16 protein-coding genes are annotated in these 16,531 nt (G+C 68.5%); 4 read left to right on the forward strand and 12 right to left on the reverse strand.

What is annotated here, in order from left to right; translation table 11 throughout:
- Position 1 precedes the first annotated feature (1 nt).
- Together KV110_RS25540 and KV110_RS25545 are read left to right on the forward strand one after the other, a co-directional pair.
- The gene (locus KV110_RS25540; RefSeq protein ID WP_218469814.1) at positions 2 to 322 is read left to right on the forward strand and encodes a hypothetical protein; all 321 of its coding nucleotides are present in this window, start codon (positions 2 to 4) and stop codon (positions 320 to 322) included.
- A 61-nt stretch (positions 323 to 383) separates the two neighbouring features.
- Positions 384 to 551 (forward strand): hypothetical protein, encoded by a 168-nt coding sequence (locus KV110_RS25545; protein WP_218469815.1) that lies wholly within the window; start codon positions 384 to 386, stop codon positions 549 to 551.
- Here KV110_RS25545 and KV110_RS25550 read toward each other — a convergent pair.
- The gene (locus KV110_RS25550) at positions 538 to 1,614 is read right to left on the reverse strand and encodes a DmpA family aminopeptidase (RefSeq protein WP_218469816.1); all 1,077 of its coding nucleotides are present in this window, start codon (positions 1,612 to 1,614) and stop codon (positions 538 to 540) included. The two genes, KV110_RS25545 and KV110_RS25550, sit on opposite strands and share 14 nt — an antisense overlap.
- 98 nt (positions 1,615 to 1,712) lie before the next feature.
- Here KV110_RS25550 and KV110_RS25555 point away from each other — a divergent pair, with 98 nt between their 5' ends.
- Positions 1,713 to 3,215, forward strand: a complete 1,503-nt coding sequence (locus KV110_RS25555; RefSeq protein ID WP_218469817.1) for an FAD-dependent oxidoreductase — start codon at positions 1,713 to 1,715, stop codon at positions 3,213 to 3,215.
- A gap of 12 nt (positions 3,216 to 3,227) precedes the next feature.
- On the opposite strand, the gene KV110_RS25560 is transcribed toward KV110_RS25555, so the two are convergent.
- The 8 genes from KV110_RS25560 to KV110_RS25595 form a co-directional block, all read right to left on the reverse strand.
- Complete coding sequence (locus tag KV110_RS25560; RefSeq protein WP_246633966.1) at positions 3,228 to 3,755, reverse strand: AAA family ATPase; 528 nt, start codon at positions 3,753 to 3,755, stop codon at positions 3,228 to 3,230.
- Positions 3,756 to 3,811: 56 nt separating this feature from the next.
- A complete protein-coding gene (locus tag KV110_RS25565; RefSeq protein WP_218469819.1) occupies positions 3,812 to 4,576 on the reverse strand; it encodes an SDR family NAD(P)-dependent oxidoreductase in 765 nt (254 codons plus the stop codon).
- A 116-nt stretch (positions 4,577 to 4,692) separates the two neighbouring features.
- The gene (locus KV110_RS25570; protein WP_218469820.1) at positions 4,693 to 6,597 is read right to left on the reverse strand and encodes a CocE/NonD family hydrolase; all 1,905 of its coding nucleotides are present in this window, start codon (positions 6,595 to 6,597) and stop codon (positions 4,693 to 4,695) included.
- A 17-nt stretch (positions 6,598 to 6,614) separates the two neighbouring features.
- Entirely contained in the window at positions 6,615 to 7,478 is an 864-nt protein-coding gene (locus tag KV110_RS25575; RefSeq protein WP_218469821.1) for an SDR family oxidoreductase, read from the reverse strand.
- Positions 7,479 to 7,557: 79 nt separating this feature from the next.
- Positions 7,558 to 8,031: an FHA domain-containing protein gene (locus KV110_RS25580; RefSeq protein WP_246633967.1), complete on the reverse strand. Its 474-nt coding sequence runs from the start codon at positions 8,029 to 8,031 to the stop codon at positions 7,558 to 7,560.
- Positions 8,032 to 8,234: 203 nt separating this feature from the next.
- A complete protein-coding gene (locus KV110_RS25585; RefSeq protein ID WP_246633968.1) occupies positions 8,235 to 9,521 on the reverse strand; it encodes a vWA domain-containing protein in 1,287 nt (428 codons plus the stop codon).
- Complete coding sequence (locus KV110_RS25590) at positions 9,518 to 10,564, reverse strand: PP2C family protein-serine/threonine phosphatase (protein ID WP_246633969.1); 1,047 nt, start codon at positions 10,562 to 10,564, stop codon at positions 9,518 to 9,520. The genes KV110_RS25585 and KV110_RS25590 overlap by 4 nt, the downstream gene beginning before the upstream one ends.
- Positions 10,561 to 12,600: a serine/threonine-protein kinase gene (locus KV110_RS25595; protein WP_423710091.1), complete on the reverse strand. Its 2,040-nt coding sequence runs from the start codon at positions 12,598 to 12,600 to the stop codon at positions 10,561 to 10,563. Before KV110_RS25595 ends, KV110_RS25590 begins: the two co-directional genes overlap by 4 nt.
- Between KV110_RS25595 and KV110_RS42110 the strand changes: the two genes are divergently transcribed.
- Entirely contained in the window at positions 12,599 to 12,796 is a 198-nt protein-coding gene (locus KV110_RS42110) for a hypothetical protein (RefSeq protein WP_423710090.1), read from the forward strand. The two genes, KV110_RS25595 and KV110_RS42110, sit on opposite strands and share 2 nt — an antisense overlap.
- Positions 12,797 to 13,045: 249 nt before the next feature.
- On the opposite strand, the gene KV110_RS25600 is transcribed toward KV110_RS42110, so the two are convergent.
- Genes KV110_RS25600 through KV110_RS25610 form a run of 3 tightly spaced genes read right to left on the reverse strand, consistent with a single transcriptional unit; the run spans position 13,046 to position 16,451 of the window.
- Entirely contained in the window at positions 13,046 to 14,230 is a 1,185-nt protein-coding gene (locus tag KV110_RS25600; RefSeq protein WP_246633970.1) for a hypothetical protein, read from the reverse strand.
- Positions 14,227 to 15,195 (reverse strand): glutamate ABC transporter substrate-binding protein, encoded by a 969-nt coding sequence (locus KV110_RS25605; RefSeq protein WP_218469825.1) that lies wholly within the window; start codon positions 15,193 to 15,195, stop codon positions 14,227 to 14,229. Before KV110_RS25605 ends, KV110_RS25600 begins: the two co-directional genes overlap by 4 nt.
- On the reverse strand, positions 15,192 to 16,451 hold the full coding sequence (locus KV110_RS25610) for a hypothetical protein (RefSeq protein WP_246633971.1): 1,260 nt from the start codon (positions 16,449 to 16,451) through the stop codon (positions 15,192 to 15,194). Before KV110_RS25610 ends, KV110_RS25605 begins: the two co-directional genes overlap by 4 nt.
- Between the last annotated feature and the right edge of the window lie 80 nt (positions 16,452 to 16,531).

The following is a 16,531-nucleotide window of genomic DNA, read 5'->3' on the forward strand; positions in this document are numbered from 1 at the left end:
CATGACAAAGACAAGCAAACTACTGGTGTTCGCGTCGGCCGCCGCGTTACTGCTCGTCGGCGGCTGCGGTGACGAGCCGGAAAAGCTCGTCAACAAGGGCGGTGACACGCCCTGCAGCGAATTCAGCGCGCAGGATCCCGACAAGCAGCGGATCACCGTCACCAAGTTCCTGGAGCAGGAACGCGGCGGCGATGCCCCGCCCACCCAAGACCGGACGGTCGACGCGGCCATCGCCTCGATCAAGCTGATGTGCGCGGCACAGGCGAACCCGGACACCCCGATCAAGAAGGCCGATCTGACCGGCATCCTGGTCCCGAAATAACCGATCCACCCTTGCGGCACGAACGAGGTAGCACATGACATCGAGTCACCACAGAAACGTCGTGGAACTCCTTGTTCTGCAACACAATCGGATGCGCGAACTACTCGACGACATGCTTTCGACGGCGGGCGCCGACCGCAGGGAGTCGTTCGAGGAGTTCGCGCGCTGGCTCGCGGTCCACGAGGCCACCGAAGCGGAGTTGATGCAGGACACCGTCAGTTCGCGGTGAGCAACTTCAGCACCTCCTGCACCGGCATCGCCGGCGAGCGGTGGCCGCTACGTCCGACCATCGTCTCGCCGGCGAAGAGCACATTGACCACGGCCTCCTCCACCACTTGGACGACCGCGTCGTAGAACGGGTTTAGCTGACCCCACGGAATGAATCTCAGCTGCTCATAAGGAGTTTCACCGGCGGGGTAGGTGCTGGTGAGCGCCCCTTCGTTGGCGGTGGAGAAGGCGAGGAAGATGTCACCGGAGAAGTGCGAGCCGGTGGTGCCGGTGCGGGCAAGGCCGAGTGGCACCCGCCTGGCCAGCGCGGTCAGCTGCCCCGGCAGCAGTGGCGCGTCGGTCGCGATGACGACGATGACCGAGCCCGAACCCGACGGCGCGGACCACTCGCCCAACGGGTCGTCCTCGCTCAGCCGGGCGCCCAGCGGGACACCGCGGATCGTCAGCTCCCTGCGCGAGCCGAAATTCGCCTGTACGAAAGCGCCTACCGCGTACCGGTCCTTGCCGTAACCGACCACCCGGGATGCGGTGCCGCTGCCGCCCTTGAAGCCGTAGCAGTTCATCCCGGTGCCGCCGCCGACACTGCCCTCGGCAACCGGCCCACCCGCCGCGGCGTCGATCGCGGCCACCGCGTCGGCGGCGGTGACGTGCGTGCCGTTGATGTCGTTGAGGTAGCCGTCCCAGGTCTCGGCGACAACCGGCAGCGACCAGTCGTCCGGCAGTTCGGGAAACGCGCCGACCAGCCAATCGATGATCCCCCGGTGACAGGTGCCGACCGCGTGCGTGTTGGTGATGAGCACGGGCAGCGACAACGAGCCGGTCTCGCTGAGCCAGGTGGTTCCGGTCATCTCGCCATTGCCGTTGAGCGAATACCAGCCCGCCGCGCACGGCGTGAACACGCGTTCGCGGCCGCGCGGCAGGATCGCCGTCACGCCGGTGCGCACGTCCTCGCCGCGGATCAGCGTGGTGTATCCGACCTCGACCCCCGGTACGTCGGTGATCGCGTTCAACTCCCCGGTGGCTCCGGGGAACTCGACGCCGTGCTCCCTCGCGCGAAGACTCATGTGTCGAGCCTAGGGAAGGTAGCCGCACCGCGTATATACCTGTTTTCCGCCCGACAACCGGTGCGTTTGCGCACCGGCGCATCGGTTATGTCCCAGTTATGACGTCACTATGGACGACCGACGCCGAGGTCCCGGCGCGGCTGCGACTCACCCCCGGCTCACGCTTCGACACCGTGGTGGTCGGCGGTGGGCTCACCGGCCTGGTGACCGCGCTGCTGCTCGCCGAGAGCGGCGTCCAGGTGGCGGTGGTCGAGGCCAGGCGGGTCGGCGCGGGCACGACCGGGGCGAGCACCGCGAAGATCAGTCTGCTCCAAGGGACCCGCGCGCAGCAGATCCGGCGACGCCACAGCGTCGCGACACTGCGCGACTACGTCGCGGCGAATCGGGACGGGCAGGAGTGGTTGTTGCGCTTCTGCGCGGAGCGCGGCGTGCCGGTGCAGCGCGTCGCCGCCGTCACCTACGCGCAGTCCGAAGCCGACCTCGGTCAGGTTCGCGCCGAACAGAAGGCGACCCAGGAGGCGGGGTTGCCCACCGAATTCGTGACCGAGCTCGACGTGCCGTTCCCGGCGTACGGCGCGGTGCGGCTGGCCGATCAAGCACAGGTCGATCCCATGGCCGTGCTCGCCGCGCTGGCCGCCGAGGTGGAATCGCACGCCGCGCCGATCTATGAATCCACCCGGGTGCGCGGTGTGCACCACGGCTCCGACGGTGACCTCACCGTCGAGACCGAGCACGGTGATCTCGGCGCTGGCACCGTCGTGTTGGCCACCGGCACACCGATTCTCGATCGCGGCGGCTTCTTCGCCCGGCTCACCGCCCAGCGCTCGTACCTGGCCGCCTTCCGGATGAACGAGGCGTTTCCGCACGACATGTACATCAGTGCCGGTCAACCGACCCGGTCGCTGCGCTACGCACCGAGCCAGGATGGCGATCTGCTACTCGTCGGCGGCAACGGCCACGCGGTCGGGCGGACCAGCGAAGCGCGCAAGAAGGTCGACGACTTGATCAGTTGGACCCGCACCTGGTTCCCGACCGCAGAGCCTTTGCAGGACTGGTCGGCGCAGGACTACCAGCCGGTCGGACAACTCCCGTACGTCGGCCCTCTCTTGCCAGGGCAGGACAACATCCTGCTCGGCACCGGGTACGCGAAGTGGGGCATGACCAACGGGGTCGCCGCCGCGTTGGCGCTGGCCGGTCGGATCACCGGCAAGTTGCCGCAGTGGGCGGGCGCGCTGGCCAGCTGGCGCCCGGGCGAGCTCAAGGCGCTGCCGTCCGCCACCATCGCGAATGCCGAAGTCGCCCAACAACTTACGGCCGGGTGGCTGCGCGTGGCCGCGCACAGTTCCGACGAGGTTCCGGCGGAGGGCTGCGGCACCGTGCAACGGCACGGCTTGCGCCCCACCGCCACCTGCACGGTCGACGGCACCACCACCGAACTGTCCGCCGTCTGCCCGCACCTCTACGGCATCGTCCGCTGGAACGACGCCGAACGCTCCTGGGACTGCCCGCTGCACGGTTCCCGTTTCGCCCCCGACGGCACCCTCCTGGAAGGGCCTGCCACCAAGTCGCTGACCCCGCTCAACATGCCACGGACGCCGTAGCACCGCGTGCAGTCAGCGGGACAGTGGCTCCGCGCGGCTCAGTATCTGGTCGACGGTTTGCTCGACGGTGAGATCGGAAGTGTCGAGCCACAATCCGAGGCGTGGCGTGCTTTCCCGCAAGGCCGTATCCAGGTCTTCCACCGTGAATGAACCATAGGCCACCTTGCCCCGGCCCGCCTCGCGTGCGGCGACGGCTTGCGGTCGTGGTGCGAGCACGACCACATACAGCGGCTCCGTTTCGATCTGATCGACGGTGTACTGCAGCAGTTCGCCGAGCACGGTGTCTTGCAGGATCGCCGTAAACCCGGCCGCCGCGTAGGCGTCCGCGGTGTTGGCGGCGAGCCGGTGCCGCAGGCACAGCTGCTCCAGCGCCTCCTGCGACGGTTCCCGACTCATCTCCTCACGCCCACCGACGACGAACCGGCGAAAGGTATCCCCACGCACGTGCGCCGACCGCGGTAATCGCTCCGCCAGCGCTTGCGCCACAGTCGATTTCCCTGCGGCCTGAATGCCGGTGATGAGGTAGACCGAAGAAGCCATGCTGATCATGATCCCACCCGACGCAAGCGAGTTTCGGCGCTCGGTAGCTCGGCTGGTCAGAGCAGGGTGCCGCCGGAGGCGTCGATGTAGGAGCCGGTGATCCAGCGGGAGTCGGCGGAGGCGATGAAGGCTACGACGTCGGCTATGTCGGAGACCTCACCTACGCGGTTGAACGCCGACCAGGCGGACATCTCCGCGACGGTAGCGGGGTCGTCGAAGACGGGGTCGCCATTGTTGGTGACACCTGGGGCGACGGTGTTGATGGTGATGCCACGGGGAGCGATGTGCAGCGCCAGTTGCAAGGTGATCTGTTCCAGCGCGCCTTTACTCATCGCGTAGCAGATCTGCGAGGGCAGAGAGGTTCGTGTCATGCCGGAGGAGATATTGATTATGCGTCCACCGGACGGCATCAGGTCCAGTGCGCGCAGGGTGAGGTAGAAGGGCGCCTTCGCGTTCACCGCGATGTGTCGATCGAACATTTCCGGTGTGACGTCCTCTGGCATCGCGCCGGTGAACCCCGCGTAGGCCGCGTTGTTGACCAGAATGTCCAGTCTCGGGGTGCCGATGCGGGCGCGCAGTTCCGTCTCCAACGCTCCGAAGAGTTCCGAGACCGCTTCTGGCGCACCGAGTTCGGCGTGCAACAGGAAGGCTTGGCCGCCCGCCTCCTCGATCTGGCGCACGGTCTGCTTACCCGCCTGCTCATTGCTCGAATAGTGCACCGCGACCAGTGCACCGTCCTGTGCCAGGCGACAGGCGATGCCACGGCCGATGCCACGACTGGATCCGGTAACCAGAGCTACTTTGCTCTGCAGCTTGTCCATTGCTTCCCCTCAACAGCTACTACGTCCTGTAGTAAACAGTAGCGAGTTACGCTCGGGGGACAATCCCGACAATTGGTGCCAAATGCCACAGCCCGAAGGTGTTGCGGGAAAGCAGATCATCTGCTTAGGACGGCGCGACGCGCCCGCAGGGTCAGATAGCTCGGCCGCTCCGGGTCCAGCGCGATCGCCTGCCCGCCGATCATCCGTTGCCGCCATGGCGCGATGAAATGACGCGGAAAACTATTGCGGCTCACCGCGACCCGCAATCGGTGGCCGGTCCGCAGCAGCGCTTCGGTCGGGTTGATCTCGATGTCGATGACGAAGGGCTCGCCGGGCACCACCGGCAGCACGGACTCGGCGGTGAGCGTATGCAAGGCGAACACCAGCTCACCGTCTACGTATTCGCTACCCTCGGTGTCGATCGCGCGCAGGCTGGAAAGTAGCGCGCCGCGGGTGATCGGTACCGACGCTCCGCCGGGCTCGACATCACAGACAGTGACCGACCAAAACGCGTCCGTACCTTCGACTTCCACATTCAGGTGCAGGTTCATCGGGCCGGAAACGACCGTGTCCTCGGTGAACGGCGCGCTGGTGAAGGTGATCGCCCCGGCCTCGGCGCGCCGGTCATCGGTGCCGAAGCGGCGCCCGAACAGCAGGGCCACGCCCATGCTGAGCACGCCGGTGTTGTTGGACGCCATGCTGATTCGGCCCGGGGGTAGCGGCAGTCGAGAGGCGACCTCGGTGGCTTCGGGCGCCAGTCCGGCGTCGGTACCGGCATGCGCTGCCGCACCGGAGGTTTCGGCGTTCAGATAGAAACGTTGCAGCGTGGCGACAGGGTCCGGGAACACCGGATGCCGCAGCCACCGGCCGTCACCCTGACGACGGACAGTGATCGGGCCGTAGCCGTCGATACCGTTGTCGATGTCCTTGACCCACCGGTCGAACCAGGCGCATTGCAGTTCATCGATCGCCTGCGGACTGTCCGATGCCCCGAAACCCGAACCGATGGTCAGGTGATAGGAGTCGTCCACCAGCACCTGTTTCGCCCCGCCCGACAACGGGATTCGGTCGAACATACGAAAGTTGGACCGGTTGTAGACGTCGTGCCAGCCACCGTGGATCCAGGTCGGCGCCGTGATGTTCTCGAAACGGGCCAGCTTGCCCGCCCACATCGGGTTGAGGAAGCCATCGGGATGCTGCTCGGTGAGCCCGATCTCGATCGCGTGCCGCACCCAGCTGGCCGGGTCGGCGATCCGGTCGCGCAGAAACTGCTCGGTGATCCCGGCCCGCAGCAGGCCGGGCAACGACGGCAGCCATTTGAAACCGTTGACGGCGAGGATCCACAGCAGCATCCCCGGCGTCGGCACGCCGCCGGTCAGGCCGAGTTCGCGCATCGGGTCCTCGCCCGCCTCGATGGCGAAGACGGCGCGCAGCCCCTGCGGCCGCAAACCTGCGGTGATCAGCGCGGAGATCGCCCCGTAGGACACCCCCGTCACCGCGAATTCACCGTTGCACCAGGGCTGTTCACGCACCCACGCGATTGCCTCCAGATAGTCCTGCTGCTCGCGCGGCTGGAAGAAGTCCCAGCTACCGGTCGAGCTGCCGGTGCCACGCACGTCGATCATCAGCCCGACGTAGCCGCGGCGCACCGCGGTCCGGTTGATCGCGAACGGTTCCAAGATCCCGCCCGCGGGTGTGTGCAGCACATCGCGCGCGGTGAACCGCTGCCGATCCGAGGAACCCACCCGCTCCCCCAGCGCGCGCAGCGGATTGTTCCAGCGCATGCCGCGGCGGCTGAACATCTTGTTGTACGGGGTGAAGTTGATGATGGCGGGCAGCGGCTCGCGCGCGGGCCCGGCCCCGTCGCCGGGCCGGAGAATATCGGCGGTGAGGACGGCGCCGTCCGACATCGGAATGGGAACGGTGTTGGCGCCGAACAACTTCGGATACCGGGCGGGCCCGATATCGAATCGATGGTTGGGCGGCACCGGCACCGCGGTGGAGCTCAGCGGCAGGGCCATGGCGGGTCCTCTCGACGTCAGCGCACGGTCGTTCTCGTAGCCGGTTGATCTATATAACGGCTCATAGCCCAGTTCAGACCGCGCATGGCGAGGTGGTACGACGGCGGGAAATATCGTTGCGCCCAGTGCCCGATGCGGATGTCGTTCGAGGTGTAGACCAGATAGGTGTTGCGCTCGACCCCGCGCACGATCGAGCGCGCCGCGGCCTCCGGCGTCACCGCGGTCCGCATGAACAACGCCATCGCACGCTGCACCGCCTCGGCGGTGCGGTCGACGCCCGCGATGTCCACGCGATCGACCATCGGCGTCGCCATCGCACCGGGACAGACCAGACTCACCCGAATGCCGTGCTGGCGCAGATCGAACCGCAACACCTCGGAAACGCCACGCAGGCCGAATTTGCCCGCACTGTACGGGGCATGCCACGGCAGCCCGAACAGTCCGGCCGCTGAGGACACATTCACCAGATGACCGCCGCGGCCCGCCGCGATCATCGGCGGCAAGAATTCCTCGATGACGTGGATCGGGCCCATGAGGTCGATGTCGATGGTGCGCCGCCACTGCGTGTGGGTCAGTCGGTCGACGGTGCCCCAGGTCGCGATCCCGGCCACGTTCATGACGATGTCGACGCTTTCCACCTCGTCGTGCGCCCTGGCCGCCAGGGCAACCACCTGCTCGTGGTCGCTGACGTCCGCGGTCGCCGCGAGATGCACCGTCGCGCCCGCCGTGCGGGCCAGCGTCGCGGTCTGCTGCAGTCCTTCCGCATCGATGTCGGTGAGGATCAGCGAGGCTCCGTTGGCCGCGGCCGCGAGGGCGGTGCTGCGGCCGAGACCGCCGGCCGCCCCGGTGATCAGGCAGCTCTTGCCGCCGAACTTCGTCATAACTCACGACGATAGGCGCAAATGAACACCGGTGTCTATAGAACTGGCAAGGCTGTCCCAGACGCAAAGCGGCTGGCGCTCAGGCCGGTTCGGGCGCGGGCGGCTCGGTCGCGAACACGATGGTGGTCCAGCCACCGAGATGGATGCGGTCGCCGCTGCGCAGTGGGATCGACACCTTGGCGGGTATGAGGTCGTCGCTGCCGTTGATACTGGTGCCGTTCGTGGAGCCCAGATCGGTGACGGTGAGCCCGTTGTCATCGATATGGATCATCGCGTGCGCTCGGGAGACACCGACATCGGCGGGTGCGATGCCGAGATCGATATCGGGCGTCAGGCCCTGCGAGACGCTGCGCTTACCGATCAAGATGTCGTTGCCGCGCAAGATGATTCGGCGCTCGGGATAGAACGCGGGAAACCCGACCTGATCGGCGTCGGGGCCCTTGCGGGCGATCACCCGGTCGTAGAATTCGCGATCCGCGGTAATAGTGGCCACCCAGGTGACGGCGGGCGGTACGGGCGCGGGCTCGCCCGACACCGGGGCGGTTACCGCCACCGGACTGGGCCGAGCAGCCGGGGCAGGCAGCGCCGAATCATGCCCGCAGACTTCACAAAAGCGCCCAGTGCTGGGCGCACCACACGACGGGCAGAGCGCGACCGGCCCGGCCACGGTCGCCGCGGCCTCCCCGATCGGCGCCCCGCAGAGATCGCAATAATCAGTCGAGTTCGACTGATGCCCTTCGGGACAGGTGACGCCCACTATCCCTCCTTCCGCACCCTGGCCGTCTTGGTAGAGCGAGCATCCAGGGCCATCTCATCGGCTGCCGCAACACTGGCGCGCAGGCGCACCGTCCCATGGCGCTCGTCGACCTCGACGACGCCGCGCAACAGTTTCGCCGTGCTCTCGTTGCCCGACTCCGCCGCGAGTTCGACCGCGCGCCGCAGTTTCGCCGTCGCGGTATCGGTGTCGCCACTCTTGCGCGCTGCCAGTCCCTCCTGCACCGCCTGCGCCAATTCCGCCTGACCGGTGTAATGCGCTACCCGCCTGCTGATTCGGGCCGACAGCTCGGTGTCGGTGGTCCACACCGCCTTCACCAGACCCTGCCCGAGCACCTCGTCGCCGCTGACCACGCTGACCCGCGCGGCCAGCTTCTCCCGGCCGGGCGCGGCCGGTTCCACCCGGACCTGCACGTGGTAGTCGCGGTCCTCCGCACCCCACGCGCCGAGGGGGTACTCCCCCACCTGCGCGGCGGTGTCCACCCGCCGGGCGGTGAGATCCTCGATGGTCGGTGCGACCTGTTTGACGAACCGGACCTCGGCCCCCGCCGGGGTCCATATCCGCAGCGTCAGTTCCGGAATCGCCTTCGCCATCGAGCCCTGCATCATCTCGGCGAAGTCCTCGGCCAGCCGGGCCGGGTCGGCGACGATGTCGACGGTGCCGTGCAGGGCCGAGGCGATGGCGCGCAATTCATCGACCCGCCAATCGGTTCCGACGCCACGGCAGTCGCAGGTGAACATGCCCTCGGACTGTGTGATCTCCGCGGCCAGCGCCTCGGGTTGCTCGTGCTCGTTCTTGCCGTCGGTGAGCAGAATGGCGTGCACCATCGCCCCGGGATGCTTCTTGGCCAGCTGCCTGGTCAGGCCGAGCCAGGTGCCCATCGCGGTGCCGCCGCCTGGCTTCAGCTTGTCGAGCGCGCGCCGCGCGGCCGCACGGGAGTCCTGATTCGCGGGCATGGACGGCACATCCGAGGGAAAGGCCAGCTTCGCCATCGAGGTGCCCTCGATGATCGCGAACTTGGTGCCGTCCGCCATCACGTCGAGCGCGGCGAGCGCGGCCTGGCGGGCGCCGGGGAACTTGCGGCCGGTCGCCATCGAGCCCGAGCAGTCGAGGATGAGAATCTCCAGCCGTTCCTGCGGCGCGGCGGCCACCACCAGGTCGGCCGCGGTCTCGACGGTCAGCACGGCGTCGACCGTGCCGACACCGTCGGCCAGATACTCGTTTTGGTCGACAGCTACCGAAATGCCATTGCTTGCAACGGAACTCACTGTACTTCTCCTGGCTTTCCGGACCATGGAACGGGAACGATCGCGACGGTGATGTTGTCGCTGCCGCCGCAGCGCAGGGCGAACTCGACGAGTTCGCGGGCGGCGACCGCGGCGGCGGTCGAAGTGGCGACTTCGGCGAGTGCGGTCGCGTCGGACAGGTAGTTCCAGAGGCCGTCACTGCACAGCAGCAGCACACCGGGCCCGGTGGTGCGCAGCGTCCGAAGGCAGTTGTCGGACCACGGTTTCGCCGGGCTGTCCGCGCCGAGCCAGCGGATGAGCGTGTGTGCCCGTGGGTCGTTCATCGCGGCCTGCTCGTCCATCGCGCCCGCGTCGATCAAGGCCTGGGCCCAGGAGTCGTCCACCGTCAGCCGCTGCGACGGTGGATTGCGCGGGTCGTCGGGTGCGTCGGCGTGCAACCAATAGCCTCTGCTGTCACCGACATTGACGACGGTGATCTCGGTGCTCTCCTGGCCCGCTTGCACCACGGCGGACACATAGGTGCACGACGGTGCGTGGCCGTCGGTCACCGCGACGTCGCGGACCGCCTCGGCCGCCGCCGCGAGTCCGGCCATGGCCGCCTCGGCCGCGGGCAGTCCGTCCAGCAGTGCGGCGCGGCAGGCATCGACGCCCGCCCTGGCCGCCGCACCCGAGGCCGCCTGGGGATTCGCCGAGGTCGACACCCCGTCTGCGACTGCGATCACCGCGGTCGCGGGCAGCCCGCCGGTACCCTCCAGCACGGCCGCCGCGACGGCATCCTCGTTGCGCGCGTGCGCGATTCCGCGATCGGTGACCACCGCGACGGCACCGAGGTCGGCCTCGAACCGATCCGGCACCCCGCGCAGTTGCCCGCAGTCCGCGCAGTAGCCGTCGGCGTCGTAGCGCAGGCCGCCGCATCCTTCGCAGGCGGCCGGCGGACCGGGATCGTGGTTCGGCAACGCGATTCGCCTGCCGCCCAACTCATGACCGCAGTTCTCGCAGAAACGATCCTGCCGGTGCACCTCCTCGGCGCAACCCGGACAGTGCAGGCCGACCGGCGCACTCATAAGGTGGTCCTCGGCCGGACGGTGTTCGCCTGCTCTACCAATGCGAATCGCTCCCACATGTCGTCGGTCTCCCGGGCCAGGTCTCGATAGCAACGCTCCAATCCGGTCCGAACCCCGTCCTGATCCAGGTTCGCGCCGAGCAACGGATCCGGTGCTGCCGGAACGTGGCCAGCGCGCAGCCAGTCCAGGGCGGCGCTCAGCACCCGCAAACGCACCTGGGCGGCACGGCGTTTGGAATCCAGCCGCAGCCGCGCCACCCGCTCGCCCGCGTCGCGCAGGATCGGCTCGGTCAGGTCGGCGGGCGACCGGCCGTCCAGCATCGTCTCCACCGCGGCGATTGCGGCCTCGGTGAACAGGGACGAACCCGCGTCGACCTGATCGAGCACGCGCACCGCGCCGTCCCGGTCACCGGTCGCCGCGCGCAGCCTGGCCAGGCCGAAGACCGCGCTGAGGTAGCTGCGATCGGTGCGCCACACCGTCTCGTAATAGCGTGCCGCCCTGCGCTTTTCCTGCGCGGCATCGAAACCTGCGGCATCGGGGGCCTCGGCACCGGCCAGCTCCGCGACGGCGGCCAGTGCGAGTTTGGGCGCTCCCTCCCCGGGCAGCGCGCCATATACCGCGTCGAATTCGGCGGCGGCTGCCGGGAAATCACCGGCGAGCAGCCGGGTTTCACCGCGATACCACGCCAGCCGCCAATCCCCCTGCATCGTCGCGGCGACCTCGGTCAACCGCCGTTCGGCTGCCGCGGTGTCACCCACCTCGAGCGCGGCGCGGATGAGTCGCAACGGAATCTCGGTCGACGCGCCGCGCCCGGTCACGACCGAGCGCAGGCCCGCCTCGAAGGCCTGTTCCAATTCCGCCGGGTCGGTTCCGCTGGTCGTGGCGAGCAGAGCGGCCGCGCTGTCGGTCGGATCCACCAGCGGAACCGGCAGGGCGGCAATGATATTCGCCGCGCCCACCGGCGCGCCGACACCGAAGACGCCACGGGGCGGGCTGAAGTAGGTCGACATACCAGGGCGCGGTACGCCGTCATCGATGGACAGGACTTCGCGCAGCACACCGGTCAGCTGGTCGGCCATCTCCTCCATCGAGAAAAAGCGTGCGTCGGGGTCGTCGTCGGTCGCGCGCACTAGGAAACGGTGCAGCGAATCGTAGGTGGCCAGCAGCGGTTCGGTGTCCGGACCGGGCAACTCGCCGAAATACCCGCCCTGCTGCGGCACATTCATCAGCAGCACGGCCAGGGTGCGCCCGACCGTATAGACCTCGGTGGCAATGGTGGGGCCGGTTTCGGCGATCTCCGGCGCCTGATAGCCGATGGTGCCGTAGATGGGGCTGTCCTGATCGTCCATGGCAATCACGGCGCCCAGGTCGATCAGCTTCAGCTGCTCGTCGGTCTGCATCACGTTGTCCGGCTTGAAATCACAGTAGGCAAGGCCGAGGGAGTGCAGGTAGCCGAGCGCGGGCAGCATCTCCAGCACGTAGGCGATCGCCTGGGCGGGCGGCAGGAATCCGCCGACGGTGTCGCGGTGGCGGCGCAGGATCTGCTTGAGCGAGGTGCCGCCGACGTACTCCATCACGATGTAGCCGACCGCGACCCCGTCCGCACCCGCGTGCTCGACGAAATTGTGGATCTTGACGATGCTCGGATGTTCGACCTCGGCGAGGAAGCGCTTCTCCGCCACCGCGGCCAGCATCGCGTCGGTGTCGCCCGCGTTCAGCAGCCCCTTCAGCACCACCCAGCGGTCACTGACATTGCGATCGGCCGCCAGATAGATCCAGCCGAGCCCGCCGTGTGCCAGGCAACCCGCCACCTCGTACTGGCCCGCGACCAGATCGCCCTTGGATAGCTTGGGAGCGAAGGAGAATCGGGTGCCACAGTTGGCGCAGAATCCCTCGACCCGGCCGGGCTTGCCGTCGCGACCCCGGCCCACCGGCTTCTCGCATTTACCGCAGAACCGCTTGTTTTCCGGCACCTGCGGATCGGTCAGCACGGCGGTCGTCGGATCGATGCGCGGAACGCGGGGCACCTCGACCATGCCCGCGCCAAGTCGGCCGCGGCGACTCGACCTGGACGAGGATCGGCCGGTGCGCACCGAGCGCGAGCTACCCCGGCTGCCGCGCGTGCTGCCGGACGCCATCGCGGCAGTCTCCGGCGAAGGCGCAGCGGCCGTCGAGGACGCGGACGCGGCAGCTGCCGAAGGCGCGGGCGCCGTGCCGCACACCTCGCAGTAACCATCGATAACCGTTCCGCCACAACCGGGTTCGGTGCACTGCTGGGGCGCCGACTCGACTGTCGGCGCCTCCGCCGGGGTCGCCTCGGCCTGCTGCGTCTCCGACCGCAGCGTCGTAGCCTCCGCCGGGGCCGTCCCACACACCGCGCAGTAACCGTCTTCGATGGTGCCCGTACAGCCGGGTTCGGTGCAGGTACTCATGACGCCACCGCACTCGGCGCTGCCATGCGCACAGCCACGCTTCGCTCGCTCATGGTCGCCTCCCCGATTTCTCCGCGACGAGTTGCTGGTAGTCGGCGACGGCGCGGGTAGCCGCCGCCAGATCGCAGGGTGTCCGCGCGAGCAGCCCGGCTGCGATCTGGTGGGCGGCGAGCAGGTCGGGGTCCTCGCCGACGCCGAGGCGAGCTGCTTTGGCCTGGTAGGCGGCCAGCCTGCCGCGCAGTTCGCCGCGACGATCGAGCAGGCCCTTGGCCAGGTTCTCCGCCGCGGCGGCGGCCACACTCGCGGCGTCGATGCGGCGCTCTAGTTCCATCAGCGTCGCTGCCGCACCGGGATCGGCCGCGACGGCATCCAGTTGCGCGCACAGTTGCGCGATATCGTCGGCGAACACCGGCAGTGCCCCCGACAGGATGGTGGCCTCGACTTTCGCCCTGGCCTGCGCGGCCCGCTCCCGCGTTGCCCGTAGCGCGTCCAGCTTCGTGCGCGCGCCCGCGATCGCCGCAGGCCAATTCGCCACCATCGCGCCGATTTCGGCGAGCACGGCCGCCTCGCGTCGCATGGCGGTGGTGAGTTCGGCGAGACGTGCGTCGATTTCGGCGGCGGTGAGGGCAAGCGGGTCAGTGGCCGAACGGCTCAGCAGGTCGGCGATGCCGGCGCCGATGGCGCGCAGTTCCGGGGTCGCCGCCCCGGCCTTGTCCAGATTGTCCTGTAGCGGGGCGAGTCCGGACATCACGCGGGTGTTCACCCGGTCCACCGCGTCGAGGAATTCGGCGATCATCGGGAACGTCGCCCGCATACGATCAAGCGTATCGGCGAGACCGACGAACAGCACGTGTTCGCGCGGACCGGTGAGCGAACGTTCGGCAAGCGGAATCGGCGTGCGCGACACCTCATAGGGGCGGCCGCGTAGCAGCTCGGTAAGCTCCGCCCGCTGCCCGTCGGCCAGCTTGGCCCGGTTGCCGCGCGCCGCGCGCGCCGAATCCAGGATCGCCCGCATCCGGCCCAAGTCCTCCCACATCAGCGCGAGCGCGTCCCGCACGGGCAGCCAGCGCGCCTCGGTCAGCCCCGATGGCGGGAAGCGGCGGACCAGGGTGAGCCCCTGGTGCTTGTCCAGCTCCAGCATGGTGGCGACGATCGAGTCGACTTCGGTTGCGCGCCGGGATAATTCGCGGTCGATCTCGACGACGGTGAGCAGCCGCATGGTGGTCCCGCTCATCCCACATACCGGGGCTCGGGCGGGCTCTGTGCCTGCCCGAGGGCACCGAGCCGCTCGGCGGAGATGCGCTGCCAGGTGCCGTCGGTCCGCATCCGCTCGAGCACGCCATTGACGAAGCGGACCAGTTCGTCGCTGCCCTTGGGGAGGCCGACCGCGTAGGCGCCGTCACCGATGGGGTTGCCGACCACCGCGAGATTGTTGTCCTGCGCGGCCAGGCCGAACAGGATCGGATCGTCACCGCTGATCGCGTCCACATGCCCCTGTTGCAGCGCCACCAGGCAGTCGGTCCAGTTGGTAACGCCGATCACGGTGGGGCGCTGCGGGATAGCGAACAGCGGGGCAGCCGCGGTGGTACCGCGGGCCACGCACACCCGTTTGCCTGCCAGGTCGGCGCCGGATTCGATGCCGGAGCCGCGCGGTGCCAGAACGCGTTGCGCCGCACGGTAATAGACGGCGGAGAAGTCGACTTCCTTGCGCCGTTCACAGGTCGCCGAGAAGGTCCGCACGATCATGTCGACCTTCTTGTCGCGCAGCGCGGAGATGCGTTCGGCGGCCGTCACCGAGCGCAGTTCGATCTTGTTCGGGTCGCCGAACAGATCCTTGGCGATTTCGCGGGCGATATCGATGTCGAAGCCGACGAGTTCGCCGGTGCTCGGGTCGCGGAAGCCGAACAGGTAGGTGTTCTGATCCACGCCGACGCGCAGCCTGCCGTTCGCCACGATCTTCGCCATCGCCGAACCGGGCGGCATGGCACCGGGTCTCGGCAGCGGGCCGGGCCGCAGGGTCGCCTCGTCGTCGCAGGTGTCCGCACCCTCGGCCGGCGGCACGGCGGTGATCTCCGCCGCGCCCGCGGGTTTCGGGTTCATCGCTTCCAGCGTGCTCGGTGCGGGCAGTTCGCCCGACCCACAGCCCGTCATCAAGGCCGTCGCCGCCACGAGCGCGGTGAGCAGCAGGCGTGTGTTCACAGGAACTCCTTCAGCCGCGGCCACACCCCGACGACCACGGCGGCCGCGGCGAGGACGAGCAGCACCAGCGTGCCGGATGGACTGAGGAGCAAGGCCGTACCCGCGGCGTGCAGTCCGTCGCGCAGGTCGCGGCGCGCCTCGGCGATATTGTCGTTCAACGAGCGGTCCAGCGCGGCGAACCGAGTGGCCGAGGAATCGGGCTCGGTGCCGATCGCCTGCGCGACAGCGGCCCGATAGTTCGCCGCCTGATACGCCTCCACCTGCGCGCGGTGTCCGGCCGTCCACTTGGTGAGCTCTTGCGCGGCAACCGAATCCGGGCCGACGACAGCGCCGAGGCGGTCGCGCAGTTCGGTGGCGTGTTTGTTGTAGAGCTCCTCACCGGCCGCGATGTCGCCGCGGGTGACGAGTTGCAGGGTTTCGTCGGTGCGCGCCTGCTGCGCCGATATGCGCGCTTTGGCCAGGGTTTCGAAGCGGTTGCTCGCACCGGACGCACCGGTATCGAGCACATTCGATGCCACGCCCGTCGCGGTGATCAGCCACAGCAGCGCGAGCGCCGCCAGCCCGGCGGCCACCACCACGCCCATGTTCGCCCGGCGGTTGGTGCGCTGCAACAGGATCCATGACCCCACCGCACAGGCGATCAGCACCAGGACGACCAGCACGATGCTCACCATCGGCATCGCGGCGATGGCGCGCTGATCCGCCCGCACCGCGGCGAACCTGTCCGCGGTCAGCCGTTCGGCATTGGGCAGCAAGGAGGTCTGCATCACCTCCGAGGCCTCGCGCAGATACGACGATCCCACCGGGAAGCCTTGCCGATGATTTGTCCGGGCCGACTCGACGAGCCCGGCATAGACGGGCAGGTCGGCGACGATCCTGGCCACGATCTGCCTGGTCCGTTCGTCGGACACGCCCACTGTCGCCTCCGACAGCGCGGCCGCGGCGTCGGCGAGCGATTGCTGGTACTGCCCGCGCACGGCGGGCGCCTCGATGCCGCCGGACAGGAACGCGGTGGCCGCGGTCGCGTCCGCGGCCGAGAGCGCGACGTAGAGCCGCTGCGCGGCGAAGGCGAGCGGTTCGGTGCGTTCGAGCGCGACGTCGCGGCGCGCGCTCTTGCCGCTCATCTGGTTCACACACGCCAACCCGGCGAGCAGGCACAGCACAACGGAAACGACGACGACAACCGCGACCACCCCCGGCGTCGTTCCGGCGAAGCGTCGCAACCACAAGGTCCCGTTGCGGATGCGAGTTCCCACACCGTCCTCCTAACATCTCCCCGGCCGGTGTACCCGATCGCGATAGTACGGGAGGAGGATTCGGTGCGCCGACCGATTGC

The organism is Nocardia iowensis, assembly GCF_019222765.1.
GTDB classification, from domain to species: domain Bacteria; phylum Actinomycetota; class Actinomycetes; order Mycobacteriales; family Mycobacteriaceae; genus Nocardia; species Nocardia iowensis.

Bases quoted from the DNA above. Each gene is read 5' to 3' on its own strand.
- KV110_RS25540 (WP_218469814.1), top strand. From the start codon at position 2: ATGACAAAGACAAGCAAACTACTGGTGTTCGCGTCGGCCGCCGCGTTA.
- KV110_RS25550 (WP_218469816.1), bottom strand. From the start codon at position 1,614: ATGAGTCTTCGCGCGAGGGAGCACGGCGTCGAGTTCCCCGGAGCCACC.
- KV110_RS25555 (WP_218469817.1), top strand. From the start codon at position 1,713: ATGACGTCACTATGGACGACCGACGCCGAGGTCCCGGCGCGGCTGCGA.
- KV110_RS25560 (WP_246633966.1), bottom strand. From the start codon at position 3,755: ATGGCTTCTTCGGTCTACCTCATCACCGGCATTCAGGCCGCAGGGAAA.
- KV110_RS25565 (WP_218469819.1), bottom strand. From the start codon at position 4,576: ATGGACAAGCTGCAGAGCAAAGTAGCTCTGGTTACCGGATCCAGTCGT.
- KV110_RS25570 (WP_218469820.1), bottom strand. From the start codon at position 6,597: ATGGCCCTGCCGCTGAGCTCCACCGCGGTGCCGGTGCCGCCCAACCAT.
- KV110_RS25575 (WP_218469821.1), bottom strand. From the start codon at position 7,478: ATGACGAAGTTCGGCGGCAAGAGCTGCCTGATCACCGGGGCGGCCGGC.
- KV110_RS25590 (WP_246633969.1), bottom strand. From the start codon at position 10,564: ATGAGTGCGCCGGTCGGCCTGCACTGTCCGGGTTGCGCCGAGGAGGTG.
- KV110_RS42110 (WP_423710090.1), top strand. From the start codon at position 12,599: ATGCCCGCGCCAAGTCGGCCGCGGCGACTCGACCTGGACGAGGATCGG.
- KV110_RS25595 (WP_423710091.1), bottom strand. From the start codon at position 12,600: ATGGTCGAGGTGCCCCGCGTTCCGCGCATCGATCCGACGACCGCCGTG.
- KV110_RS25600 (WP_246633970.1), bottom strand. From the start codon at position 14,230: ATGAGCGGGACCACCATGCGGCTGCTCACCGTCGTCGAGATCGACCGC.